Below are 24,815 nucleotides of genomic sequence, written 5' to 3'. Positions count from 1 at the left end.
GTCTGCGGGAGTTAAGCTTTAGCAGTTAGGTCAAGCAGGGCACGCACGAGCGTATTCTTGGCCAGCTCCACCTTGTATTGGTTGTGTTCGCGGGGCTGCGCGCCCTGTAAAGCTGCGGCTGCGGCCGCTCGGAACGTAGCTTCCGTGGCCGGGGCGCCCGTCAGTATTTTTTCCGCTTCGGGGGAGCGCCAAGGTTGGGCTCCAACTCCGCCCAACGCTACACGGGCCGAGCGAATTTGCCCCCCTTGCACATCCAGACCCACGGCAGCCGAAGCCAGCGCATAAGCGTAGGAAGCCCGTTCCCGCACCTTCAGGTAAGTAGAGCGGCGGGCATGCGCCGCTGTGGGCACCGTTACGGCTACGATAAGCTCACCAGGCTCCAGCACGGTTTCCTTGTGTGGCGTAGCGCCCGGCAGCAGATAGAAGTCGGTGAGCGGTACCCGGCGCTGCTTGCCCTTGGCATTTTCCAGCGTCAGCACCGCATCGAGCGCTATTAGAGCTACGGCAAGGTCTCCGGGGTTGCTATTGGCTATGCAGCTGTCACTGACCCCCAGAATAGCTAAGTTGTGGTTGTCGCCTTTTTGGGCTGGACAGCCAGAGCCAGGCACACGCTTGTTGCACGGAAAAGCCACGTCGCGGAAGTAGCCGCAGCGGGTGCGCTGCAACAAATTGCCCCCTATACTAGCCATGTTGCGCAATTGGGGCGAGGCGGCCAGCAGCAGCGACTCCGAAATAGCCGGATATTGCTCCACCACTAATTTGCTCTCCCCCACGTCGCTCATACGCTCTAAAGCGCCAATGCGCAGACCGTCACTAGTTTGCTCAATGCCTTTAAAAGGCAGCATATTAATATCAACGAGCTGCGAATGCTGCTCGATGTTGGTTTTCATCAGGTCTAGCAACGTGGTGCCACCGGCGATGAAAGCCGCTTGCTTGTCTTCGCGCAGAATGGCGGTGGCATCCTTGGCCTTCCCGACCTGCTGATAGGCGAAATTGTTCATGCTTTGCCGCCTCCTTTCTGTTGTACTTCGCGTACCGCCGCCACGATATTCGGGTAAGCGCCACAACGGCACAGGTTGCCGCTCATCCACTCGCGGGTTTGAGCATCCGTAGTAGCGTGGCCTTCATTAACGCAGGCTACCCCCGACATAATCTGACCGGAAGTACAGTACCCGCACTGGAAACCATCATGCTTGATAAAAGCGGCCTGCATGGGGTGCAACTCGTCGCCTTTGGCTAGGCCTTCGATGGTCGTAATTTCTTTGCCTTGGTTCATTACCGCCAAAGTCAGGCAGGAATTGATGCGGCGACCATCCACGAGCACAGTGCAAGCCCCACATTGGCCGAGGTCGCAGCCTTTCTTGGAGCCGGTCAGGTCGAGGTATTCGCGTAGGGCATCGAGCAGAGTCACGCGGGGCTCGGCGCGCAGTGTGCGCACCGTACCGTTTACCTTCAGCTGCATTTCGGATACGCCCTGCACTTTCTTGGAAAGAGCCGTGAGGCGTTCGGCTTGGCTAATAAAGGGCGGCGCTAGGGCCAGGCCCAAAATGCCCCCGCCTGCTTCATAAAGCTGCGCCGCGAGCCATCGTCCGGCGCCGCGCCGGACTGGTCGGGTAAAGAATCGTTTGTCATGGAAAGGATAGTGTTTTATAGGACGGGAGAGGCAATCCGTGGTATGGCTGCCCGTAAGCACTCACAAGAGGTGTAACAAGGCCTGAGCAGCCTGGTTATTTGGAACAATACCAAATTGAAAAATCGGTAATCAACAGATTAACAATAGACTATATCTATTCTCCCCGCTGGGTCCACACAACAATTTGCCTACGGTTCTCTTTGGCTAATGTTCAGCTAAAAACATCCTTTGCATGCTGGTTTTAGTGTAATTAAGGCTAGCAAGAAAGGGGTTATAGTACTCTTCTTAACAGCAGAAAGCCACAGAATGACGAGCTATAATGGCCCTCACTCTGTGGCTTTCTGGTCACTTACTCCGGGTTACTCCTGCGGAATCTCAGCGGCTACGACAGCCGAAGGGCCTTTCTCCCGAATTTCGTAGAGTACACTTTCGGCCACACCGCGGCCAAATACGCAGAGCCCGGCGTTAAACACGCCTAGTGCTACTGTTCCAGCAGCTACCCACTCGCCAGTCGGCACCTGTTTGCGCTGCAAAGCGGTAGCCCATTGAATCAGGCAGGTTCCGAAACCAATAATCATGAGCCCGGAAGGGGCAAATAGCAGCCATTTTTTCTTATGTGTCATCAGTGGTAGGGTTAAAATAATAGAGTTAGAATGAAGAAATCGTGCTCCGGCCCTAGCCTTCTGAATGGCAGGCTGGGGTGAGGTGACCACTAAAAAACGTCCGCGTCTTTTCTTCAATCGTACCTTTCGCCCTTTAGGTTACGTCTTTAACGGCCGGGGGGCTTTTTCGAGTCCAACTCAAGTCTGCCTCAACTCCCCTTTGTTTCCACATTTTACTACCACCATGAGTGCTCTCCGCTACGAACAATTGTTGCGCGCTGCCTTCCGCACCGACGCCGACGCGGCTTACTACCTCACTGAGCCCGATACGGCCGCGTATGCCACTTTCGAGCACGCCACCCGCGCTGATGTGCCTTTTCGGTTCGAGCGCGTGCGCTTGGGCGTGGCCATGTCCTTGCTGAAGCTGCTCACCGACCTGGGCGACCACGAAGAAAGTCGCCGAGTGCTCGATGTGCTGCACCGCGCGCTAAGCGCCCGCTCCGTGGCCGACATCGACAGCGTCATTACCCGCGACGCCAAACTGTTTGAGCGCCTCTACACCAACCTATACGTAAACGACGAGGGCGAGCAGATTTTGCAGCTTTTCGAGCGCACCCTCGATGCCGATACCAAGGCCATGATGGATGCTGTCATTGAAGAAGCCTTAGAGCTAGCCCAAGAAATTGACTTCGACGCCCTGCATGATGACGACGACGAAGATGAGTAGCAAGTAAGGGCGGCAGGTAAATCGTGGTTGTTCCGCTTCCAAACTCGCCGGTAAAAGCTTATCTTTTCGTAGCGGCGAAGGGGCAATTTGCGCTGACGTTGCCGTGTCCTGTTCCACCCAACTCGCTCGGCTATGACCCTGGTTTTCGTTGGCCTCGTGCTACTTATTGTCGGGTACAATGCGAGTAAGATATCGTATTCCGTTCATCGGTTTCGCAGTTTGCTGCTGTTCGCTGGGTTGACGCTAGTGGCGCTGGGCTTGGCGGTGAGTACCGTAGTGCAGATTGAGGCCGGGCAGGTGGGCGTTCAGACCCTGTTTGGCAAGGTGCAACCGCGCATTCTTACCAGTGGCCTGAATGTGGTAAACCCTTTAGTAAATGTGACCAAGTTTGACACGCGCACCCAGAACTACACCATGTCGGTGCAGCGCGAGGAAGGCCAGCGCGCCGGCGACGATGCCATTCAGGTGCTCACGGCCGACGGGCTGGAAGTTGTCATCGACCTGACGGTGCTGTACCGCGTGGTACCCGCCCGCACACCGCATATTCTCTCTACCATCGGCCCCAATTACCAAGATGCCATTGTGCGGCCAGTTACGCGCACCCGCATCCGCGACAATGCCGTGTATTACGATGCCGTAGCGCTCTACTCCACCCGCCGCGACGAATTTCAGAACCGCATCTACAACACCATCAACCGTGACTTTCAGCAGCGCGGCCTTCAGCTGGAGCAGCTTCTGATTCGCAATATCCAACTCCCCGCCCCCGTCAAGCGCAGCATCGAAAGCAAGATTTCGGCCGAGCAGGAAGCCCAAAAAATGCAGTTCGTATTGCAGAAAGAGCGTCAGGAAGCCGAGCGGAAACGCCTCGAAGCCCAAGGCATCGCCGACTACCAGAAAATTATCAGCGCCGAGCTCAGCGACCGGCTATTGCGGTACGAAACTATCAAGGCCAACCAGGCTATTGCCACTTCGGCCAACAGCAAGGTCATCATCATGGGCAATAGCCAAAATGCCCCCCAGGTGTTGCTGAGTGATAAGTAGATTCTGATTGATACATAAAAAAGCCCCCAGAACTGTTCTGGGGGCTTTTTATGTAATACGTATTCCGGTTAGTAACCAGGGTTCTGAACCAAGCCAGCGTTTACGTTTATCTCACGCTGCGGAATTGGTAGCACCAAGATGTCACTGTTGATGTCTTGCTCCCTAGCGGGGTTATTACCAGCAGCCGGAACGAAGATATTAGTTCTAGTGCGTTTCAGATCGTGCAAACGGAAGCCTTCAAAAGCCAACTCCAACTGCCGCTCACGCAAGATGGTGGCCAGCGACAGTTGAGGAGCCGTAAGCGGAGTAGCACCAGAACGAGTGCGAACACGGTTTATATCAACCAAAGCTGTAGGAATACTTCCAGCTCTGAAGTCGGCCTCAGCCCGGATCAGGTACATTTCTGCGAGGCGGATAAGGGGAATATTCTGCCCATACGCTATCCATTTGCCAGTCCGCAACTGCCCAGCGGCCCGGTTAGTGCCCGTTCCCTCATACAGTAGAGAAGCCGTACCCCGCGCATCGTTTGCTCCGTAGAGGCTGGCAAAAGCAGGTAGCACCCGCACATCACCCCGACCTTGCTGGCCTATGCTAGAGAAGAACGTAGCCAAACCAGCGTTTGCCGTTCCAGCGTTATTCTGGTCGTTCTGCTGAATCTCCAACAGTGTCTCCGAGGTGTTACGACCCGTGAAAACAGACGAAAGTGTAGGCGCCAGCGTCTTGCCACTATTGCGAATAACGTCGTCGGCCAGAATGCGAGCCTGCGCAAAGTTGCTTTGCTGCAAGTATACACGGGCCAGCAGTGCCTTAGCCGTGAAAGTGGTAGCCCGCGTAGGGTTCTCTTCGGGCAGCAAGTCGATTGCTGCGGTTAGGTCAGAGATAACCTGAGTATATACCTGAGCTACCGTAGCCCGTGTGGGTGCAGCCGATGCTTGTTCCACCGTCTTCACGGGTATCAGGCTAATTGGTACTCCAAGTTGGGTGTTGGCCCCACCGGGCTCATACTGCTTGCCATACAGCCGAACCAGCTCGAAGTGCATTAGCGCCCGCGCAAAGCGAGCTTCACCTTCAAACTGAGCTTTTAAAGCGGGCGTAGTTACTACTGGCAAAGCTTCGATAATGAGATTAGCCAGGTTGATAGCCTCATAAGCGCCGCGCCACGTAGTTTCAGCCGTTGAATTCAACGCATTGGTAGTTCTACGAACGTACTGCAGATAGTTTGCAAAGCTGCCTTGAAACTGAATGTAGTTGTCAGCAGCCATTAACTCAGGCACCAAAATTAGATCTGTACCATAAAGTGTTGGGCCACCCAACTGAGCATACAAGCCAACTACGGCGCTACCTACATTGGCTTCATTACTAAGCGCCGTAGTGGCATCCACCGATTGGGCTGGATTAATGTCGAGCTTGTCATCGCATGAGCTCAGACCCAGGCTTAAGCCCAGAACCAGCAATGCAGTAGACCGAAAAAATATAGTTTTCATCAGAAGTTACGTCAAAAGATTAAAAACCTAGATTGAGACCTACCAAGAAGGTTTTAGCCAGCGGCGGAGTGTAAAAGTCAACACCTAGTATATAATTGCCCTGGCCAAAAGCAGCAGTATTTACTTCTGGATCATAGCCATCATAGTTTGTGATGGTGGCTAAGTTCTGAGCCTGTACATACAACCGAGCTGTTTGCAGGAATCCTAGCTTAGCTACCGAAGTAGGTAGCGTGTAACCCAACGTTACATTCTTCACCCGCAGGAAAGAGCCTTTTGAGATCCAACGTGATGAGAGTAAAGTGCCGTTAGATTCTCCCAGACGAGCCTGTGGTACATCCGTTATATCGCCAGGATTCTGCCAACGATCTAATTGATCGATAGTTTGATTATCGAAATAATCCCCATTGACAGCTTGATATTGACCAGCTTGGTTGTGAATGTCATTACCATAAACAAACTGACCCAATACGCTCAAATCGAAACCTTTAAAGGAGAAGGTATTCGTGATACCACCTGTGTAATCCGGATTTGGGTTGCCTAATACTTGTAGGGGTGAATCTGCATATACATTGGTTGTAGAGCCATCTGCAGCCTCGTACAAAGCGTCGCCATTTGCTGGGTCTACACCGGCATATTTGCGACCATAGAAAACACCAATAGGCTGTCCTTCACGCACACTTGATAGCTGACCGCTCTGAATCGGTGCAGCTAACTCTGTGATTTCATTGCGATTGAAGGAGATATTGAAATTGGTGCTCCACTTAAACTCCTTGTCGAAATTGCGGGTGTTCAGGGAGATTTCTAAGCCGCGGTTTTCTAGTTTGCCTACGTTTTCGGTTACGCTGCGGTAGCCGTTTACATAGAGCAAAGGACGGCTCAACAACAGATCATCAGTGTTCTTCTGATACACGTCAATCTCACCAGAAATACGGTTGTCGAGGAAACCGAATTCTAAACCAATGTCGGTTTGAGCAGTGCTCTCCCAAGATAGGTTAGGGTTACCAACCACCGTGTTCGGGCTGATACCAGCTTGGTCGGCGTAGGGCAGCGCGTTGTACAGACCACGGGAGAGGAAGTTACCAATTTCGGCGTTACCGGTCAAGCCGTAGCTGGCACGGACTTTCAGAAAGTTAACGATGGAGTTATCCTGTAGGAAGCCTTCTTCCGAGATTACCCAACCCACCGAACCAGCGCCAAAAGTACCGTAGCGGTTGTTAGCTCCGAAGCGCGATGAACCATCGCGACGAACACTACCCGAGAGCAAATACTTGCCTTGGTAAGCGTAGTTTACACGACCGAAGAATGACACGAAAGAGAAGCCCGTCTGCGAGGAGCTAGAACCACCCGTTTTAATAGCAGCACTGGCAATTCGAGTGAATTGGTCGTTAGGGAAACCGCGACCTTCAGCAGCGGTTGCTTTCAGGTCTGAGCGCTGAAATGAGAAACCAGCCAGAGCCTCGATGCTGTGCGCTTCGTTGAGCGTCAGCAGATAGTTGGCGGTGTTGTTGGTGGTGTAGTTCATCACCTGCGTCTGGTTGCTATAGCCCTCGCCAGTGTTACCACCGCTCGATGTGCCAGCCGGAGCGTAGATGTCTTCGTTCAGGTTCAAGAAGTCGGCACCAGCTTCCGTGCGCAGCGTCAGGTTCTTGATTGGGTTGAACGACAAGTAAGCGTTGCTGAATGACCGGTAAGAACCAGCACGGTTCGTCACGCGCTCAATATCCACCAAGTTATTGGTGTAAAGCGTCAACTGGTTCAACTCGCCGGTTTCAGGATCGATTTTAGGCTGAAGCGGCGGCAAGGCGTTCAGCTGTACTGGGTTGGTAAAGGCGTTGTCATTGGGAATGCGGTCGTTTACCGAGCGCGTCAATGATAAGTTCAACCCTACTTTTACCTTCTCTGTAATAGAGTGGTCTAAGTTGATACGGGCGCTGCCCCGACGGAAGCGGTTACCGATGATAACACCAGTTTGATCGTTATAGGTCGCGCTCAAATAGAAGCGGGTTTTGGCATCGCCACCGCTAACATTGGCATCGTACTGCGACACTTTGCCGGTGCGGAAAGGCTCTTCACTCCAGTTTTGATCAACGTCTGAGTTGATATCAATGCCAAAATCAGCAAATAATGCTTCTACATCCTCTTCCTCTGTGAAGCCAATATTGGCAGCTGATTCTCTAAATAACTCCTTATACTGGGCGGCGTTCAGGAACTTCTGTCTTCTAGTAGTCTCGCTGGTACCTACATAGTAGCCTACGTTTACCTTCGTCTGGCCCTGACGGCCACTTTTGGTTGTTACTAGCACTACACCATTCGAAGCTCGTGAGCCATAAATGGCAGCAGAAGCAGCATCTTTCAGAATAGTGATAGACTCAATGTCGTTTGGGTTCAGGTCAGCCAGTGGGTTCAAGGGCTCAACATCCGTACCTACGTCCTGCGACGTTACGGGAATACCGTCAATCACATATAAAGGCTGATTAGAGGCGCTTACCGATGAAGCACCACGCACACGGATTTGAACACCTGAACCGAGTTTACCTGATCCTTGATTGATGGTAACACCAGGCGTACGGCCCTGAATAGCCTGCTCAAAGCTTACAACCGGCACGTTTTCTACGTCTTTACTAGTGAGTTGCGTTACCGAGCCGGTCACTTCTGTTTTGGCTTGGCTGCCATAACCCACTACTACCGCTTCGTTGAGCACCGTCTCATTGGTAGCCAAGCGCACGTTCACCACTGATTGCTCGCCGACCGGAATGGTTTGAGTATTGAAGCCAATGGAGCTGACAATTAGGGTAGCATTCGGCTGCACAGTGAGCGAGAAAGCGCCATCAGCGCTCGTGCTGACGCCATTGGTGGTGCCGCGCTCCAGCACCGTTACGCCGGGCAGGCCTGACCCGTCAGCGTCGGTTACCCGACCGGTCACCGTCCGGGTTTGAGCCCACGCGGTTGTCACCAGCAGCAAGCACCAGACAAGAGAGAGTAAAAATTTTTGTTTCATTTAAGGGTTGGCTTTAGGCCTAGTTAGAGTGAAAGATTACCGATTTGCCAAACCGGCAGTGTGCATGTGAAAGAGTAAAAAAGTGAAAAAATGTTATTACCATTTTTTGCCAGGGCAAGTAGGCATCAGCGTATGTGGCGCTTAAATTAAAGAATAAATGCTTTTTCTTTCCTGTTAGATGCAACAGCCGTCGCCTTAGAAAGCATCAATTCTTGTTTTTGGCCATTTGACACCTACTTCTCCGATCACTGAATCAGGCTCGTCCCTTCTATTTCAACCCCTCTGAATAAACAGCCTCAAGCTCAACAACTCCAGATAGGTGAGTTTAAAAGCACCATTTGTCATTCAATCGACTTATCCAACGGCTGCACTGGCTTTGTATAAAGTTACTCAATCCTGGTATTATTTTAACTATTTAATGAAAATCGCAAGTAATATGCTGTACTCTTACTTGTTGTGCTTGGTCTAGGTCGTCGTCTACTAAGTAATCATATAGATGATTATGAGCAACTTTTTTGGTAAGCACCTACATGAAAAAGCCCCCCAGAATGTTTCTAGGGGCTTTTTTAGTATAGTTCAGCAGTGAGTGGCTACTTCAGTATCTCGTGTAGCACGGTTTGCATTGAGAACACGCGGTTGCCGGCCTCCTGAATTACCAACGAATTTGGCGAATCCAGAATAGCGTCTGATACTTCCACGTTGCGACGCACGGGTAGGCAGTGTAGAAACTTCGCATCGTGGGTGCCGGCCAGGTGCTCAGGCGTGAGCATCCAGCTCGGGTCGTTGCTGATGACCTGGCCGTAATCGAGGTAGCTGCTCCAGTTCTTGGCCTGCACGAAGTCTGCGCCTTCTAGGGCCTTCTTCTGGTCATACTCGATGCGGGCACCTTTGGTAAACTGGGGGGCTAATTCGTAGCCTTCAGGATGAGTGATGACGAAATCAACCCAATCGATTTCCGAGAACCAGTCGGCAAAGGAGTTGGGCACGCACTGAGGAAGAGCGCGCACATGCGGAGCCCAGGTCAGGACCACTTTCACGCGCTCCTTCTGCTTGTGCTCGGCTACCGTAATTAGATCGGCGAACGACTGGAGCGGGTGCAACGTAGCGCTTTCCAAGCTGATAACGGGCACGGTAGCGTACTTCAGAATCTTATTGAAAACCTCTTCGCTGTAGTCCGCTTCGCGGTCCTTAAGCGTGGGAAAGGTGCGCACGCCCAGCACGTCGCAGTACTGACTCATCACCGCAATGGCCTCCTTGATGTGCTCTTGAGTGCCGCCGTTCATCACCGCGCCATCGGCCATTTCCAGCGTCCAGGAATCGGCGCCGGCGTTGAGCACCCACGCTTGCGCGCCGAGGTTATAGGCAGCTTTGATAGAGCTGAGGCGGGTGCGTAGGCTAGGATTAAAGAATATCAGACCAACGGTTTTATTCTTGCCAATGTACTGGTAGCCGTAGGGATTCGCCTTGATTTCCAGAGCTTGCTGCAACAGGGCTTTATAGTCGCCCGCATCGGCGAAAGAGGTGAATTTTTTCATGAATTGGGTGGTGTGTCGAGGGATATTAGAACGTCATGCTGAGCACTCTGAATCTATTACCAGCCGGTTACATCGCCTTATACTCGTTCCAGCTCTTGATCTTCAAATCCTTCATTTCCAGCGTGCAGAAGGCTTGGATGAAGGCTTTGGCCAGGCGGGCATTAGTTAGCAAGCCAACTCCAAAGTCCACAGCGGTGCGGCGGATTTTGTAGTCGTTGTCCAGCTCGCCCTTGGAGAGGTTCTTGGGGATGTTGATCACCAAGTCGATTTTCTTCTCCTTGAGGTAGGTCAGTACGTTGGGCTCCTGGTGGTCGTCGGGCCAGAAGACGAGGGAGCTGGGCACGTTGTGCTCGGCAAAGAAGCGGTGCGTGCCCTGCGTGGCGTAGATGCTATAGCCACTTTGCACCAGCAGCCGCGCCGATTCCAGCAGCGCTATCTTGGAGATGATGGGGCCGCTGGAAATCAGTACCGACTTCTGCGGAATTTTGTAGCCCACGCTCAGCATCGATTTCAGCAGCGCTTCCTCGGCCGTGTCGCCCAGGCAGCCTACCTCGCCTGTGCTCACCATATCTACGCGCAGCACGGGGTCGGCGCCGGGCAGACGGGTAAACGAGAACTGCGGGGCCTTCACGCCCACGAAGGGCAGGTCGTAGACCAGTTCGCTCGCGTCGCGCTCCACTTTCTTGCCCAGCAGCACCTGAGTGGCTTTCTTAATTAGGTTGTTGCCCGATACTTTCGACACGAACGGGAAGGAGCGAGAGGCGCGGATGTTGCACTCAATCACCCGGATTTCGCGGTTTTTCTCCAGAAACTGGATGTTGAACGGACCGCTGATTTCATAGCGCCTGGCAATCTTCTCGGCAATGATTTTGAGCTTGCGCACCGTACCTACGTACACGCGCTGGGGCGGGTAGTACATGGTGGCGTCGCCGGAGTGCACGCCGGCAAATTCCACGTGCTCGGAAATGGCGTAGCTCACGATTTCGCCTTTGTCGGCCACTGCGTCCAGCTCAATTTCCTTGGCTTCTTGGATAAACTCCGACACTACCACCGGGTATTCGGCGCTTACTTCGGTAGCTGCTTTCAGGAACGACTCCATTTCAAACGCGTTGGAAACCACGTTCATGGACGCTCCCGACAGCACGTAGCTCGGGCGAATCAGCACGGGGTAACCTACCTCGCCCACAAACTCAAACATTGCCTCCAAGGATGTCAGTTCCTTCCAGCGGGGCTGCCCAATGCCCAGCTCATCCATGATACTGCTGAACTTGTGGCGGTTCTCGGCCTCATCAATGCGGGCCGGAGCCGTGCCCAGGATGGGGGCGTTGGCATCAGCCAAGCGGGTGGCGAGGTTATTCGGAATTTGCCCCCCAGTGCTCAGAATCACGCCGTTGGGCTGCTCGAACTCCAAAATATCCATCACCCGCTCGAAGCTAAGTTCCTCGAAGTATAGCCGGTCCGATACGTCGTAGTCCGTAGAAACGGTTTCGGGGTTGTAGTTGATGATGATGGTTTTGTAGCCCTCTTCGGCGGCCGTCTGCACGGCATTTACGCCGCACCAGTCGAACTCCACGGAGCTACCAATGCGGTACACGCCCGAGCCCAGCACCACCACCGACTTATTGGTTTCCGGCGCGAGGTCGTTTTCGGTGCCGTGGTAGGTGCTGTAGAGGTAGTTGGTTTTGGCTGGGAATTCAGCTGCTAGCGTGTCAATCTGTTTGATGACTGGCAGCACACCCAGGGCTTTGCGGCGGGCCCGCACCAACAGTTCGTCGGCTTTCACGTCGCCTTCGCCCAGCAACTTCACGGCAATCTGCTGGTCCGAGAAACCGGCTTTCTTCACGTCGCGCAGCAGACCCGTTTCCAGGGCATCTAGGCCGTTGCCGCGCTTAGCGGCCAGCTTCTTGCCCAGCTCGAAAATGGTCAGCAGGCGCTGCAAGAACCAGTGGTCAATCTTGGTCAGATCGTGCACTTGCCCAATGGAATAGCCGGCCTCAAACGCCAGATTAATAGCGAAGATGCGCTCCTCGTTTGGCTCACTCAGCAGCTTGTCGATGGTAGCGTTGTCCACCTGCTCGGGCTTGTTGGCCACAAAGCCGCGCTTGCCGGTATCCAGCATCCGCAGGCCTTTCTGGATGGCTTCCTCGAAGGATTTGCCGATGGCCATTACCTCGCCTACGCTTTTCATAGCGGAGCCAATCTGCCGGTTTACGCCCTCGAACTTGCCCAAATCCCAGCGCGGCAGCTTCACCACCACGTAGTCAAGAGCCGGCTCGAAGAAGGCCGAAGTGGTCTGGGTCACGCTGTTTTTCAGCTCCGACAACGAGTAGCCCAAGCTCAGCTTGGCCGCCACAAACGCCAGCGGGTAGCCCGTGGCCTTAGAAGCCAGCGCCGAGGAGCGCGACAAGCGGGCATTAACCTCAATCACGCGGTAGTCCTCCGATACGGGGTCGAGGGCATACTGAATGTTGCACTCGCCCACAATACCGAGGTGACGAATAGTCTTAATACCGATGCTGCGCAGCTTGTGATACTCGCGGTTGCTCAATGTCTGCGAAGGCGCCACCACGATGCTCTCCCCGGTATGGATACCGATGGGGTCGAAGTTCTCCATGTTGCAGACCGTGATGCAGTTATCATACTGGTCGCGCACCACTTCGTACTCCACTTCCTTCCAGCCCTTCAACGACTCTTCCACCAGAATTTGGTCGGAGGTTGTGAAGGATTTTTGGGCCAGGGTCCGCAACTCGTCCATGTTATTGGCGAAACCGCTGCCGAGGCCACCCAGCGCAAACGCCGCCCGCACAATAATCGGGAAACCGATTTTCTCGGCGGCGGCTAGCGCGTCCTCCATGGTCGTCACGGCCACGCTACGGGCCGAAAGCACCCCAATCTGCTCGAGCTTCTCCTTGAAAATATCCCGGTCCTCAGTGTCGATAATTGACTGCACGGGCGTGCCTAGCACCTTCACATTGTACTTGTCAAATACGCCATCGCGGAACAACGCAACAGCGCAATTCAGCGCAGTTTGCCCCCCAAAGGCTACCAGAATGCCATCGGGCTTTTCCTTCTTGATAACTTCCTCCACGAAGTAGGGCGTCACGGGCAGGAAGTATACGTCGTCGGCAATGTTGTCCGACGTCTGCACAGTGGCAATGTTGGGGTTGATAAGGATGGTACGAATGCCTTCCTCTTTCAGCGCCTTCAGGGCTTGCGAGCCAGAATAATCGAACTCTCCGGCTTCGCCAATTTTAAGTGCGCCAGAACCGAGGATGAGGACTTTGTTGGGTTTTTCCATTCTTAGAGTTGAGGTAACAGACCACTGGTGCGGTCATGTTCAAAGGCAGTGGTGCGGAGCCTGCCAAAAGAGTATGTAGGCAGGTTGGTGTTAGTGATTTAATCGGTGAAAACAGTGTCGCTCTTAACCATCTTCCACTCACCAGATGGCTGCATAATCACCCTGGTTTTAATAGTTGCGGTAGATTTTTCGCCCTTCAGGATGACTCGAAATGTGAGCGAATCTCGCTTAGAGCCAGGTTTATCGACCTGAAAGTTTTTAGAAACAATCTTGCCCGTACGACTAAGTATTCTGGGAGAGATATTCTTTCCACTCATAGCCGAAAGAACCATATCGGGATGCTTGCCTGCTAGTTTGAAGAAATCTTCCTCCTTGAGGTTCTTGATGAAATAAAACGCCGCAAACGCCACCGCTCCTAACAATATGTATCCCCAGTTTGGGAAACTTCTACCTTTTGCTTGCATAAGAGTAGTGCGTTAGGAGTTATAGCTGAACGTCATGCTGAGCTTGTCGAAGCATCTCTACTGCTTCGTTGGGATGTCTTTATTGTCAGAGTGAATTTTAATATGCGGCAATCCAGACGATACGTAACGCCCGTTTTTAATACCTGCCACTACATCGGCTTTGGGAACACCCCACATGCTTGATATGTAGTGAATGTGAGAGCCCCAGTCACCCTTCTCTTTACCATTGATACTATCGTATGTGTATACGAAACAATGCCAATCGGCACCTTTTTCAACGAACTTGCCAAGTAGCACCTTTCGCTGGTTAATGACATTCTTCAATTGCCCATCTGACAAGGTGCTATTGCCAATCTTTGTAATGGAGCCATCATCATTTAGATGCGTGAATACTGGTAAACTGTTTAAATCAGTACCATTGGGGATACGCTCAGACTTGTATTGGCTGTAGAGAAAACCATGAAAATGACCTACCTGCGCAATAAAAGCAGTTAATTCATCATTCGTAAGCTCCATTCCTTTTGTAAGATGGATTTGTTCATTCTTACGTTTGGTATCAAGAAGTGACATGAGATTCACAGGAAGTACTTTGACAAGCATTTCCGCGTATTCTAACTTCCATTCCGCAATAGCACGCTTGAGCATGATTTGCAGCAATAATTCTCTTGGTCCTGCAATATTTTGGCCTTGCGCTATTATTTGCATCAAACGGTACTTTGCATTCACAATCACTTCTAGCAAATAATCATGCGGTGTCACTAATTCATAATCGGGTAAAGTAGTAATATGGTAGTGGTCACCTTGTTCATCTTTAAGTGAATGTGAGTTTACAGACATAGCTATCAGATTTACATGGTGCTGGGCATGCCGTTCTAGGCCAATCTACTTAGCTGCTTTATGCTCCGCCACAGCCTTCAAAAAATCATCAAACAAAAACTCCGTATCCTGGGGGCCGCCGGCGGCTTCGGGGTGGAACTGGGTGGAGAAGAAGGGTTTGGTTTTGTGCTTGATGCCTTCGCAGGTGCCGTCGTTTAGGTTCTCGAACAGCATGGTCCACTCGGCGGGAAGCGTATGAGTGTCTACCGCGAAGCCGTGGTTTTGCGAGGTGATGTAGCTACGCTTGGTGCCTGTGAGTAGCACCGGCTGGTTGTGGCTGCGGTGGCCATACTTCAGCTTGAATGTGTCGCCACCCGCGGCTAGGCCCATGAGCTGGGAGCCCAGGCAAATGCCGAAGATGGGCTTATCCTGCTGCAAAGCAGTTTGGAGGTGTCCGATGGTGGCGGTGCACATTTTTGGGTCGCCGGGGCCATTGCTGAGGAATAGGCCGTCGTAGTCGAGCGTGGTGAAGTCGTAGTCCCACGGCACACGGATCAACTCTACGTCGCGCTCCAAGAAGCAGCGGATGATATTGGTCTTGGTGCCGCAGTCAACGAGCACAATTTTGTGCTGGCCGTTGCCGTAATGCTGCACGCCAGCAGGGCTTACCTGGGCCACCAGGTTCTCTTGGTTAGGGTCGTGGAGTGGCACATCGACTTCGGCGACAATCTTGCCCAGCATGGCCCCTTTCTCGCGCAGCTTCTTGGTGAGCATCCGGGTATCGACGCCGAAAATGCCGGGAATGTTGTACTCTTTCAGCCAGTCGCCGAGGCTCTTGGCGGCGTTCCAGTGGCTGTGTTCCTCGGAGTAGTAATTTACAACCAGGCCGGCAATGTGAATCTTATCAGACTCGAAAATCCGGGAAATGGACTCGTATAGTTCCTCGCCTGGTACGCCGTAGTTGCCCACCATGGGGTAAGTCAGCACCAGAATCTGACCGGCGAAAGATGGATCTGTTAGGTTTTCCGGGTAGCCCGTCATGGCTGTGCTGAACACCACCTCGCCCGCAGCGGACGTAAATGCGCCGAAGGATGTACCCTCGATTTCGGTGCCGTCTTCGAGCACCAGCTTTACTTGCTTCATTTATCGTGTCTTAGGATACAGAGACGCGACACTTCGCGTCTCAAGCGTTGCTGACGTTGTCGAGCCTGCAATTTAGTGCGAGCCGTCCAATACGAGACGCAAAGTGTCGCGTTTCTACACTGTTCTAATCCAGTGCCGAAGCCTGGTGAATGACATCGACTGACTTCTCTGTCAAGTCGTACAATGCCTGTAGGAACTGGTCTACCTCTACCTTCGTGATGTTGAGCGGCGGCAGCAGGCGGAGCACCATTGGGTCGGAGGCATTGCCCACAAAGATGTGCTTTTCCATCAGCAGTTTGTCGCGCAGGTCTTTGATGGGGAAGTCATACTTGATGCCGACCATCAGGCCACGGCCACGGATTTCCTGAGCGCCAGCGTGGGCTTCCAATTCGGCCCGTAAAAAGCCCCCCAGTTCGTTGGCGTGGGCTATCAGATTTTCCTGCTCAATGACCTCTAATACTGCCAGCGCTGCGGCGCAGGCCAAATGGTTGCCGCCAAACGTAGTGCCCAGCAAGCCATACGACGCCTTCAACTCCGGCGAAATCAGGATGCCACCGATAGGGAAGCCGTTGCCCATGCCCTTGGCTACCGAAATAATATCGGGCTGAATACCAGCATGCTGATGGGCAAAGAAACGGCCGCTACGACCGTAGCCACTTTGCACTTCATCAGCAATGAGCACCACGCCGTGAGTTTTGCAGAGCGCCGCGAGGCCTTGGAGAAATTCGTCAGACGGCATAATAATGCCCCCCACGCCCTGAATTGGCTCCACGATGACGGCGCAAACCTCTTCAGTCTGTATCACGCGCTCCACTTCGGCCAGATCATAGCCGACGAAGGAGATGCCGTGGCCCGCGTTGAAGGGCGCGACAATCTTGGCATTATCAGTGGCAGCTACAGCGCCGGAGGTGCGGCCGTGGAAGGCGCCTTTGAAGGCAACGACGTGCTTTTTGCCCGTATGAAACGAAGCCAGCTTCAGTGCATTCTCGTTGGCTTCGGCACCAGAGTTACACAGGAACAAGCTATAGTCAGGATAGCCCGACACCTCACCCAGCTTTTGCGCCAGTTCCGCCTGAATTGGGATTTGAACGGAGTTAGAGTAAAACCCGATCTGGTTCAGCTGCTCACTGATGCGGCGGACGTAGTGCGGGTGGCTGTGACCAATAGAAATAACGGCGTGGCCGCCGTAAAAATCCAGGTACTCTTGGCCGTTTTCGTCCCAAAGCGTTGCGCCCAGCGCCTTTACCGGCGTGATGTTAACAAGCGGGTAAACGTTGAATAAATCCATTAGAAAGCGACTGATTTAAGCTGGAGTCCTTCGTTTTCGGGGTACCCAAGGAGCAGGTTCATGTTCTGCACAGCCTGCCCGGAGGCACCCTTTACTAAGTTGTCGATAACCGACGTGATGAGCAGTTGCTTGCCGAATTTCTGCACGTGCAGCAAACACTTGTTGGTGTTCACTACCTGCTTGAGGTGAATTTCCTTGTCCGATACAGTTGTGAAAGGAGCATCAGCGTAGAAATCCTTGAACAGCTGCCGCGCCTCGTCCTGACTTAAATCGGACGGCGTGTACACGCTGGCGAAGATGCCGCGCGAGAAATTGCCGCGGTACGGAATGAAATGCATATCACCTTCCAACTGCGGCTGGAGTTGCGCTAAGCTCTCCCCTATTTCGCCGAGGTGCTGGTGAGTGAAGGGCTTATAGATGGATATATTGCTGGTGCGCCAAGAGAAGTGTACTGTCTCCGATAAGCTCTGCCCAGCGCCCGTAGAGCCCGTAATAGCCGATACGTGCACATCATCGGTAAGCTGCCCGGCTTGCGCCAGCGGCAGCAATGCCAGTTGAATAGCCGTAGCAAAGCACCCAGGATTGGCAATGTTCTGCGCCGACTGAATAGCGGCTTTGTTCAGTTCAGGCAGTCCGTACACAAAGCTGCGTCCGGCTACTTCTTTATCCGCATTCAGCCGAAAGTCATTGCTTAAGTCAATGATTTTAGCTCCTGCTGGCACGGCGTTTTTCTCCAGAAAGCTGCGCGAATTGCCGTGACCTAGGCATAGAAAAACTACCTCTTCATCGCCGTTCAGGTCGCTTTGAAAACGCAGGTCGGTTTCGCCCACCAGATCATCGTGCACTTGGTAGACGGGGTTACCCGCGTTGGAAGAGCTGACCACCGCGCCAATCGTCACCTGCGAATGTTGCAGCAGAATGCGGATCAGCTCGCCGGCCGTGTAGCCGGCCCCGCCCACGATGCCTACCTTAACCTTCGCCATTGAAGCTGCTGTGAATTTTAAGCTGGTTGCTGAATATTTTGATGAAGCCTTGCGCGTCGCGGGCATCCCAGGCGTCATTTTCCTCGCCGTAGGTCGCCACTTTGGAGCGCATCATATCATACTTGGAATCAATGCCTTGCAGCTCAAACTGATATGGCTTCAGCTTGATAAACACCGTGCCCGACACGCGCGCCTGCGACGACTCCAAGAAAGCTTCCATGTCGCGCATAACTGGATCAAGGTATTGGGCTTCGTGCAGCAGCGTGCCGTACCAGTTGGCGATGTAGTCCTTATGCAGTAGCTGCCAACGCGATGAGGTGTGCTTCTCCAACAAATGGTGCGCTTTGATCAGAATCAGCGGAGCCGGAGCTTCGAAGCCTACGCGGCCCTTGATACCCAGAATCGTGTCGCCCACGTGGATGTCGCGGCCGATAGCGTATTGACCGGCTAGCTCGTTCAACTCTTGAATAAGCTGCACGGGGGGCATTTTCTGGCCGTTCAAGGCTACAGGCTCACCTTTTTCGAAGGTAACTTCGATAGAAGTAGGTTCTGCTTGCTGCAACTGGGTGGGATAAGCCGTTTCGGGCAGCGCTTGATTCGAAGTCAGCGTTTCGACGCCGCCCACGCTCGTGCCCCAGATACCTTTGTTAATGGAATATTTGGCCTTTTCCCAACTCATTTCTACGCCGTGGCTGCGCAGATACTCGATTTCGGCTTGACGGGAGAGCTTCTGGTCGCGGATGGGCGTAATGATTTCGGTGTTGGGCGCAATCACGGAGAAAGCCACATCGAAGCGCACCTGGTCGTTGCCGGCGCCGGTGCTACCGTGGGCGATGTAGTCGGCCTTATGCTCTCGAGCATACTCGGCTAGTGCCAGCGACTGAAACATGCGCTCGGCGCTAACAGAGAGCGGATAGGTGTCGTTTTTCAGGACGTTGCCGAACAGCAAAAACCGCAGACAGTCTTTATAGAAGCGCTCCGTGACATCGATTACTTCGTGCTTGGACGAACCCAACTCGTAGGCCCGCGTCTCAATGCTTTGCAATTCCTCGGCAGAAAAGCCCCCCGAGTTGACAATGACCGTGTGTACTTCCAAGCCTAGCTCTTTGGTCAGATACACCACGCAGTACGACGTATCCAGACCGCCACTGTACGCTAAAACTACCTTTTTCATTATTGCTTACGAGGTTCGATGAAATCAATGGTTTCCTGGGCCTGCTGGCTATATTGGTCGTTTAGGGTATCGTAGACCATGCCGGTGCACAGGCACATTTTGCGCTCATTCTCCATGAGAATCGGGTAGTTCTTGCAGCTGGAACAGCCCTTCCAGAAGTCGTCGCTTCGCGTTAGTTCCGTGAAGGTCACGGGCTTATAGCCTAGCTCCGTATTGATCTTCATAACTGCCAAGCTGGTGGTAATACCGAAAATCTTGGCCGCTGGGTACTTAGTGCGCGAGAGCTTGAACACCTCGTGCTTGATGGCGCGCCCTAGGCCTTCCTTGCGCAAGGCGGTATTCACAATCAGGCCCGAGTTGACCACAAACTTGTTGTCCTCGAAGGTTTCGATATAGCAGAAACCTGCCAGCTCATTGTCGATAAAGGCAATGATGGAGTCGCCTTTCAGCATTTTCTTGCGCACGTATTCGGGGTCGCGCTTGGCAATGCCTACGCCCCGCTGTTTGGCCGATTCCTCGTACCATTGACAAAGTGTTTCCACATACCGCGCATCGGCGGCATTGGCTACTCGTATTATCATGGGATAACTACTAGATGCCTAATAGACAGGCAGGAAAGGATGTAGTAGAAAAGCGCAGCTTACAAACAAGCCTACGCAGCAACCGAAACCGGCGGTAAGAGAGACCCAGAAGAAAAGGATCCAGCTTGGGAACCCGACTATAGGAGGTTATTACGGGAATTAGCCGGGAAAGGGCACACTTTGGCTTACACTCGTGTCAATCAATGATTCAGTAGAAGTTCTCTTTACTGGGGTATTTCAAGTCCCCGGTGCCGGTTTTTATCGTTCTGAAAAACGCAGGCGAAATATTGCAAGCCAGCTATCAAGCTGGCATTGTTCGCAGGGCCAATGTGGGCCGCAGCAGAAGTGCAATAGAAGAGAGAAGAATCATGACAGCTACCGGGACACGGTGTGGGTTTATGCGGTTTAAATTGAATAGACCGCTAAATCGTTGCAAAACTAGATGTTTTTTTTTGGAAACTTTACCCGCCCGGCTCTAAAAAACCTGCTGCGTATCGCCAGCTTGGAGTGAGCGGAGAGTTGAGGTATATACAAATTCTCGGATTCCATGGGTCACAGTGCCCCTTTTTTACTTTTTAACCGAATGAGCGAAGTCCTGAAAATATTTAAGATCGGTGGTGGAATTATTGACGATACGGCTCAGCTTACTCAGTTCTTAAAGGAGCTGGCACAAGTGGGGGGCAAAAAAATTGTGGTGCACGGCGGCGGCAAAGGCGCCAATGAGCTGTTGACGACGCTGGGTATGCTGCCCAACATGGTGAACGGCCGCCGCATCACCGACGCCGCCACGCTGGACGTAGTGACCATGTTTTATGCCGGCAAAACAAACAAGCAAATTGTGGCCCTGCTCCAGCAAGCCGGCGTAAATGCGCTGGGCCTGTCCGGTGCTGATGGTAATGTTATTCAGGCTACGATGCGCGCCGTGGGAGAAATTGACTACGGCTATGTGGGCGACTTGCAGAAGCAAAGTATCAATACAAAGTTGATAGAACTGCTGCTGGGGGCAATTTGACGCCCGTATTCTGCGCTATCACCCACGACGGACAGGGCCAGCTCCTCAACACCAACGCCGATACCATTGCCAGCACCTTGGCCCGCGCGCTAGCCCATTCTTACCAAGTAGAGCTGCATTTCTGCTTCGAGAAAGACGGTGTGCTGGCTGATGTAAACGACGAAAGCTCCGTGATTCCGCAAATCACGCCCTCGCTCTACGCCGACTTGAAAGCCAGCGGGGCCATTGCGGCCGGTATGCTGCCCAAGCTTGACAATGCCTTTGCAGCGCTGGATGAGGGCGTATCGAAAGTTATTATTGGGAACGCACTGAAAATTAACGAACCGGTAAAAACCATTCTATGCCGGGACTAATCGAGCAGCTTTCCGAAGATGCCATTGCTTTACTGATTCAGCTGATTCAAACCCAGTCTTTTTCGCGGGAGGAAGACAAAACGGCTGAGCTAATTTTCGATTTTCTGGCCGCACATGACGCTCAGCCTAACCGATTGGGCAACAATGTGTGGGCGGTATCAAAGCATTTTGCCCCCCACAAGCCTACCATCCTGCTCAACTCACACCACGACACTGTGAAGCCCGGCGCAAGCTGGACCGCCGATCCTTTTGGTGCTGTGTTGGAAGGCGACAAGCTCATTGGGCTGGGTAGCAATGACGCGGGCGCCTCAGCCGTGAGTTTGCTGGCCACGTTTCTTTATTTCGAGGAGAATCCACCTGCCTTCAACCTCATCTGCGCCATTACCGCGGAGGAGGAAGTTTCGGGCGCGAATGGCATTCGCAGCATTTTGCCTCAGCTGGGCAGGATTGACTTAGGCATCGTCGGTGAGCCCACCCAAATGAATCTGGCTATTGCGGAAAAAGGGTTGGTAGTCTTGGATTGCGTAGCCCACGGTCGTACCGGCCACTCTGCCCGCGACGAAGGCGAAAACGCTCTCTACAAAGCGCTGGACGATATACAGTGGTTGCGAAGCTACCGTTTCCCAAACGAGTCGGAATTTCTGGGGCCCGTGAAAATGACGGTGACGCAGATACAGGCTGGCTCGCAGCATAACGTGGTGCCGGATACCTGTCGGTTTGTGGTCGATGTGCGCACCAACGAGCTGTACTCCAACGAAGAAATAGTGGCTGTTGTGCGCGAGCACGTACAAGCCGACGTGACGCCACGGTCGGTGCATCTGAACTCTTCGCGCATAGCTCCGACGCACCCGCTGGTGCAGCGGGGGGCAAATTTGGGCCGTAAGCTATTTGGGTCCGCCACGCTTTCTGATCAAGCAGTTATGCCGTTTGACACGATCAAAGTGGGTCCCGGCGATTCGGCCCGCTCCCATACCCCCGACGAATACATTTACCTTAGCGAGGTGAGAGCCGGCATTAAGGGCTACATCGAATTGCTGGAAGGCTTTAGTTTTTAAGACATGAAAATCTGGGAAAAGGGTATAGCTGTTGACGAAAAAATAGAGCGGTTCACCGTCGGTAAAGATCGGGAGCTGGATATGTACCTGGCTCATTTCGACGTACTGGCTTCCAAGGCGCAGGCCGTAATGCTGGCGCAGGTTGGACTGATTTCCGTCGAGGAAAAAGACCAGTTAGTTCAGGGCCTCAATGAATTGGAAGCGGAAATTGCGGCCGGAAGCTTCGTCATCGAGGATAGCTTTGAAGACGTTCATTCGAAAATCGAATTCTACCTAACGGAGAAGTTCGGTGATGCTGGCAAGAAGATTCATACCGCCCGCTCCCGCAACGACCAGGTGCTGACTGCTATTCAGCTTTTCCTGAAAGACTACACGGAGCAAACTGCCGCTAAAATCATGGCGCTGGTGGATATTCTGCTGCAAAAGGCTGAGGCCCACCAGGCCGATTTAATGCCCGGATACACGCATTTTCAGGCCGCTATGCCCAGCAGCTTCGGCTTGTGGTTCTCCGCCTACGCCGAGCATTTGTTGCTGGATATTGCGCTGTTTGAAGCCGCGCACACTGTCGCCGATCAGAATCCACTCGGTTCTGGGGCCGGTTTTGGCAGCAGTTTCCCGATAGATCGGCAGCTGACAACTCAGCAAATGGGCTTTGGCCACTTAGCGGTTAGCGCCGTGGGCGCGCAGATGCTACGCGGCAAAACCGAGAAAACGGTAGCTTTTGCGCTGGCCGGTGTGGGGGCTACGCTTTCCAAAATGGCGTATGACTTAGTGCTCTACAACAGTCAGGATCTGGCGTTTGTAGAATTGCCCCCCGCCTTCACCACGGGCTCCAGCATCATGCCCCACAAGAAAAACCCAGATGTATTTGAGCTGGTGCGGGCCCGTTGCAATGCTTTACAGGCGTTGCCCAACACCATCACGCTGTGCGTGAACAACCTGCCCAGCGGCTACCATCGCGACTTCCAGCTTCTGAAAGAGCTGCTTTTTGAGCCGATGATGCAGTTCGTGGATATTCTGGATATGCTGCTGTTTGCTTTGCCACAATTGAAAATCAAGCCCGACTTGCTGAACCAGGCCAAATACGACGGTGTTTTCTCCGTAGAAAATATCAATCAGCTTATCCAGGCCGGAGTGCCTTTCCGCGAGGCGTACCAGCAGGTGGGCCGGGCGGTGAACGATGGTAGCTACGTGCCACACCGGGACTTTACGACCACGCACTTGGGCAGTGTGCATAATCTGGGACTGGCCGAAATTCGGGCAAAAGCAGAGCAAGTGCAACAGCGTAATGCCGTGTTGCAGCGCCCCCAGCGTGGCGCTTAGCGGCCGGGCACCAACGTTGCTTTTGCCCCCCAGTCCTGCCTACCTTTGGGTAAATGCCCCCCGGCCTACTGCCTGACTTTCGCGGCTCGTTTTTCGTTTTGCTTTTCCATGTTACAACCTGATATACAATACCTAACTACCCATGGCGCCGTACAGGCCGCGGCCGATGCCATGCGGAAAGCATCGCGCTTGGCCGTGGATCTGGAGTTTGATGACATGCGCCACCGCTACGGCCGCAATCTTGCTCTGATTCAGATATTTGACGGCTCAACCGCCTATCTGATCGACCCGCTACCGCTTACCAATCCGGCCGAAGAGCTGGAGCCCATTTGGGAATTGTTGCGCGACCCGGCTATTGAGAAGGTATTCCATAGTTGCAAATCGGATATTCTGCTGCTGGATGAGCTGTACGGGGTGCACGTGCGCCACATCACCGATACCAGCGTGCAGTACACACTGCTAGCGGAAGCCGACAACAACATCTCTCTGGGCCGCCTCATTCAGGCAGAGCTCGGCTTAGAAGTAGATAAAGGCGAGCAGAAGTCGAACTGGCTGAAGCGCCCGCTGACGGATGCTCAAAAGGTGTACGCGGCCAACGACGTTATTTATCTGTTTGAACTGGCTGACCGGCTCAAGGTCAAGCTGGAAGCATTGGGCCGTGCTCATTGGGCTGACGAAGAAAATGCTGCCCTTGAGCTAGTTCGCTACACCCGCGACGAGCGTCCGTACCTGCGTATTGCTGGCAAATACCGTATTCTGCCGGGTGAGCTGCCTTTGTTCCGTGACCTGTATATGTTGCGCGACCAAGTGGCGAAGCAACTGGATCGGCCGCCTTACATGGTATTTGCCAACGACCGCCTGTCGGAGCTAGTGCGCGATACGCCCCGCGACCTCAGCGACTGGAAAGCAGCCCGCGGTTTGCATCCCGAATTGAAGCGTGCACCTTATCTGGATCAATTGGCAGCGCTTTCGTCTGATACGTTTGTGCCCGTGCCAGAGCCCGCCGCTACTGGTGAGCAACGGCGCTTCCCGTTTCGGCGCCGACTCAGCGGAGAAAAAGCCGCCCGCGCCGATGCACGCGAACAATTGCTGATGCAACTGAAGAATCATATCACGGCTGACATGAATAGCTACGTGGCGAACCTCGTGCTATCCAACCGACTTGTAGCGGATATCATTGAGCTGGGCACTGAACACGTTTTACGTCCTTGGCAACAAACTATTCTGCGCGAAACGGCCCAGCGTCACTCGCTGGATTACAGCCAGATTGCCCAGCCTTTCGATCATTCCAATTAGTGTTGAACA

General features: G+C 53.2%; 21 protein-coding genes. 7 read left to right on the top strand and 14 right to left on the bottom strand.

Annotated features, from left to right (window positions below; all coding sequences use genetic code 11):
* Nucleotides 1–11 precede the first annotated feature (11 nt).
* The 3 genes from EPD59_RS05740 to EPD59_RS05730 all read right to left on the bottom strand — a co-directional run bounded on the left by EPD59_RS05740 (nucleotide 12) and on the right by EPD59_RS05730 (nucleotide 2,256).
* The gene (locus tag EPD59_RS05740) at nucleotides 12–1,001 is read right to left on the bottom strand and encodes an FAD binding domain-containing protein (protein WP_133271956.1); all 990 of its coding nucleotides are present in this window, start codon (nucleotides 999–1,001) and stop codon (nucleotides 12–14) included.
* Complete coding sequence (locus tag EPD59_RS05735) at nucleotides 998–1,546, bottom strand: (2Fe-2S)-binding protein (RefSeq protein WP_394347216.1); 549 nt, start codon at nucleotides 1,544–1,546, stop codon at nucleotides 998–1,000. Before EPD59_RS05735 ends, EPD59_RS05740 begins: the two co-directional genes overlap by 4 nt.
* A gap of 446 nt (nucleotides 1,547–1,992) precedes the next feature.
* On the bottom strand, nucleotides 1,993–2,256 hold the full coding sequence (locus EPD59_RS05730) for a hypothetical protein (RefSeq protein WP_133271955.1): 264 nt from the start codon (nucleotides 2,254–2,256) through the stop codon (nucleotides 1,993–1,995).
* Between the two features lie 223 nt (nucleotides 2,257–2,479).
* Between EPD59_RS05730 and EPD59_RS05725 the strand changes: the two genes are divergently transcribed.
* Both EPD59_RS05725 and EPD59_RS05720 read left to right on the top strand, forming a co-directional pair.
* The gene (locus EPD59_RS05725) at nucleotides 2,480–2,962 is read left to right on the top strand and encodes a hypothetical protein (RefSeq protein WP_133271954.1); all 483 of its coding nucleotides are present in this window, start codon (nucleotides 2,480–2,482) and stop codon (nucleotides 2,960–2,962) included.
* 132 nt (nucleotides 2,963–3,094) lie between these two features.
* Nucleotides 3,095–4,003, top strand: coding sequence for a prohibitin family protein (locus tag EPD59_RS05720; RefSeq protein WP_133271953.1), 909 nt, complete (start codon nucleotides 3,095–3,097; stop codon nucleotides 4,001–4,003).
* A 68-nt stretch (nucleotides 4,004–4,071) separates the two neighbouring features.
* Here EPD59_RS05720 and EPD59_RS05715 read toward each other — a convergent pair whose 3' ends face one another.
* From EPD59_RS05715 to EPD59_RS21755, 11 genes are all read right to left on the bottom strand, one after another.
* A complete protein-coding gene (locus EPD59_RS05715) occupies nucleotides 4,072–5,487 on the bottom strand; it encodes a RagB/SusD family nutrient uptake outer membrane protein (RefSeq protein ID WP_133271952.1) in 1,416 nt (471 codons plus the stop codon).
* A 19-nt stretch (nucleotides 5,488–5,506) separates the two neighbouring features.
* Nucleotides 5,507–8,485 carry a SusC/RagA family TonB-linked outer membrane protein gene (locus tag EPD59_RS05710; protein ID WP_133271951.1) on the bottom strand — a complete coding sequence of 993 codons (2,979 nt, stop codon included), beginning with the start codon at nucleotides 8,483–8,485 and terminating at the stop codon, nucleotides 5,507–5,509.
* A gap of 590 nt (nucleotides 8,486–9,075) precedes the next feature.
* On the bottom strand, nucleotides 9,076–10,020 hold the full coding sequence (locus tag EPD59_RS05705) for a Rossmann-fold NAD(P)-binding domain-containing protein (RefSeq protein ID WP_133271950.1): 945 nt from the start codon (nucleotides 10,018–10,020) through the stop codon (nucleotides 9,076–9,078).
* Nucleotides 10,021–10,087: 67 nt separating this feature from the next.
* Nucleotides 10,088–13,318, bottom strand: a complete 3,231-nt coding sequence (gene carB / locus EPD59_RS05700) for a carbamoyl-phosphate synthase (glutamine-hydrolyzing) large subunit (protein ID WP_133271949.1) — start codon at nucleotides 13,316–13,318, stop codon at nucleotides 10,088–10,090.
* 98 nt (nucleotides 13,319–13,416) lie between these two features.
* On the bottom strand, nucleotides 13,417–13,782 hold the full coding sequence (locus EPD59_RS05695) for a hypothetical protein (protein ID WP_133271948.1): 366 nt from the start codon (nucleotides 13,780–13,782) through the stop codon (nucleotides 13,417–13,419).
* 57 nt (nucleotides 13,783–13,839) lie between these two features.
* Nucleotides 13,840–14,619, bottom strand: a complete 780-nt coding sequence (locus EPD59_RS05690; protein WP_133271947.1) for a hypothetical protein — start codon at nucleotides 14,617–14,619, stop codon at nucleotides 13,840–13,842.
* Nucleotides 14,620–14,664: 45 nt separating this feature from the next.
* On the bottom strand, nucleotides 14,665–15,741 hold the full coding sequence (gene carA / locus EPD59_RS05685) for a glutamine-hydrolyzing carbamoyl-phosphate synthase small subunit (protein WP_133271946.1): 1,077 nt from the start codon (nucleotides 15,739–15,741) through the stop codon (nucleotides 14,665–14,667).
* Nucleotides 15,742–15,865: 124 nt separating this feature from the next.
* Entirely contained in the window at nucleotides 15,866–17,029 is a 1,164-nt protein-coding gene (locus tag EPD59_RS05680) for an aspartate aminotransferase family protein (RefSeq protein ID WP_133271945.1), read from the bottom strand.
* Entirely contained in the window at nucleotides 17,029–18,012 is a 984-nt protein-coding gene (argC, locus tag EPD59_RS05675; RefSeq protein ID WP_133271944.1) for an N-acetyl-gamma-glutamyl-phosphate reductase, read from the bottom strand. The genes EPD59_RS05680 and argC overlap by 1 nt, the downstream gene beginning before the upstream one ends.
* Entirely contained in the window at nucleotides 17,999–19,189 is a 1,191-nt protein-coding gene (argG, locus tag EPD59_RS05670; protein ID WP_205703535.1) for an argininosuccinate synthase, read from the bottom strand. The genes argC and argG overlap by 14 nt, the downstream gene beginning before the upstream one ends.
* Nucleotides 19,186–19,767, bottom strand: a complete 582-nt coding sequence (locus tag EPD59_RS21755; RefSeq protein ID WP_133271942.1) for a GNAT family N-acetyltransferase — start codon at nucleotides 19,765–19,767, stop codon at nucleotides 19,186–19,188. The genes argG and EPD59_RS21755 overlap by 4 nt, the downstream gene beginning before the upstream one ends.
* Nucleotides 19,768–20,350: 583 nt before the next feature.
* Here EPD59_RS21755 and EPD59_RS23510 point away from each other — a divergent pair.
* The 5 genes from EPD59_RS23510 (at nucleotide 20,351) to EPD59_RS05645 (ending at nucleotide 24,806) form a co-directional block, all read left to right on the top strand.
* Entirely contained in the window at nucleotides 20,351–20,779 is a 429-nt protein-coding gene (locus EPD59_RS23510) for an amino acid kinase family protein (protein ID WP_317128459.1), read from the top strand.
* The gene (locus EPD59_RS23505; protein ID WP_317128458.1) at nucleotides 20,776–21,132 is read left to right on the top strand and encodes an amino acid kinase family protein; all 357 of its coding nucleotides are present in this window, start codon (nucleotides 20,776–20,778) and stop codon (nucleotides 21,130–21,132) included. The genes EPD59_RS23510 and EPD59_RS23505 overlap by 4 nt, the downstream gene beginning before the upstream one ends.
* On the top strand, nucleotides 21,120–22,187 hold the full coding sequence (locus EPD59_RS05655; protein WP_133271941.1) for a M20 family metallo-hydrolase: 1,068 nt from the start codon (nucleotides 21,120–21,122) through the stop codon (nucleotides 22,185–22,187). The genes EPD59_RS23505 and EPD59_RS05655 overlap by 13 nt, the downstream gene beginning before the upstream one ends.
* A 3-nt stretch (nucleotides 22,188–22,190) precedes the next feature.
* Entirely contained in the window at nucleotides 22,191–23,510 is a 1,320-nt protein-coding gene (gene argH, locus EPD59_RS05650) for an argininosuccinate lyase (protein ID WP_133271940.1), read from the top strand.
* Nucleotides 23,511–23,618: 108 nt separating this feature from the next.
* Nucleotides 23,619–24,806, top strand: a complete 1,188-nt coding sequence (locus EPD59_RS05645; RefSeq protein WP_133271939.1) for a ribonuclease D — start codon at nucleotides 23,619–23,621, stop codon at nucleotides 24,804–24,806.
* Nucleotides 24,807–24,815: the final 9 nt, after the last annotated feature.

This window comes from Hymenobacter radiodurans (assembly GCF_004355185.1).
Taxonomy (GTDB): Bacteria; Bacteroidota; Bacteroidia; order Cytophagales; family Hymenobacteraceae; genus Hymenobacter; species Hymenobacter radiodurans.
This window is presented reverse-complemented; position numbering and strand designations above follow the sequence as displayed.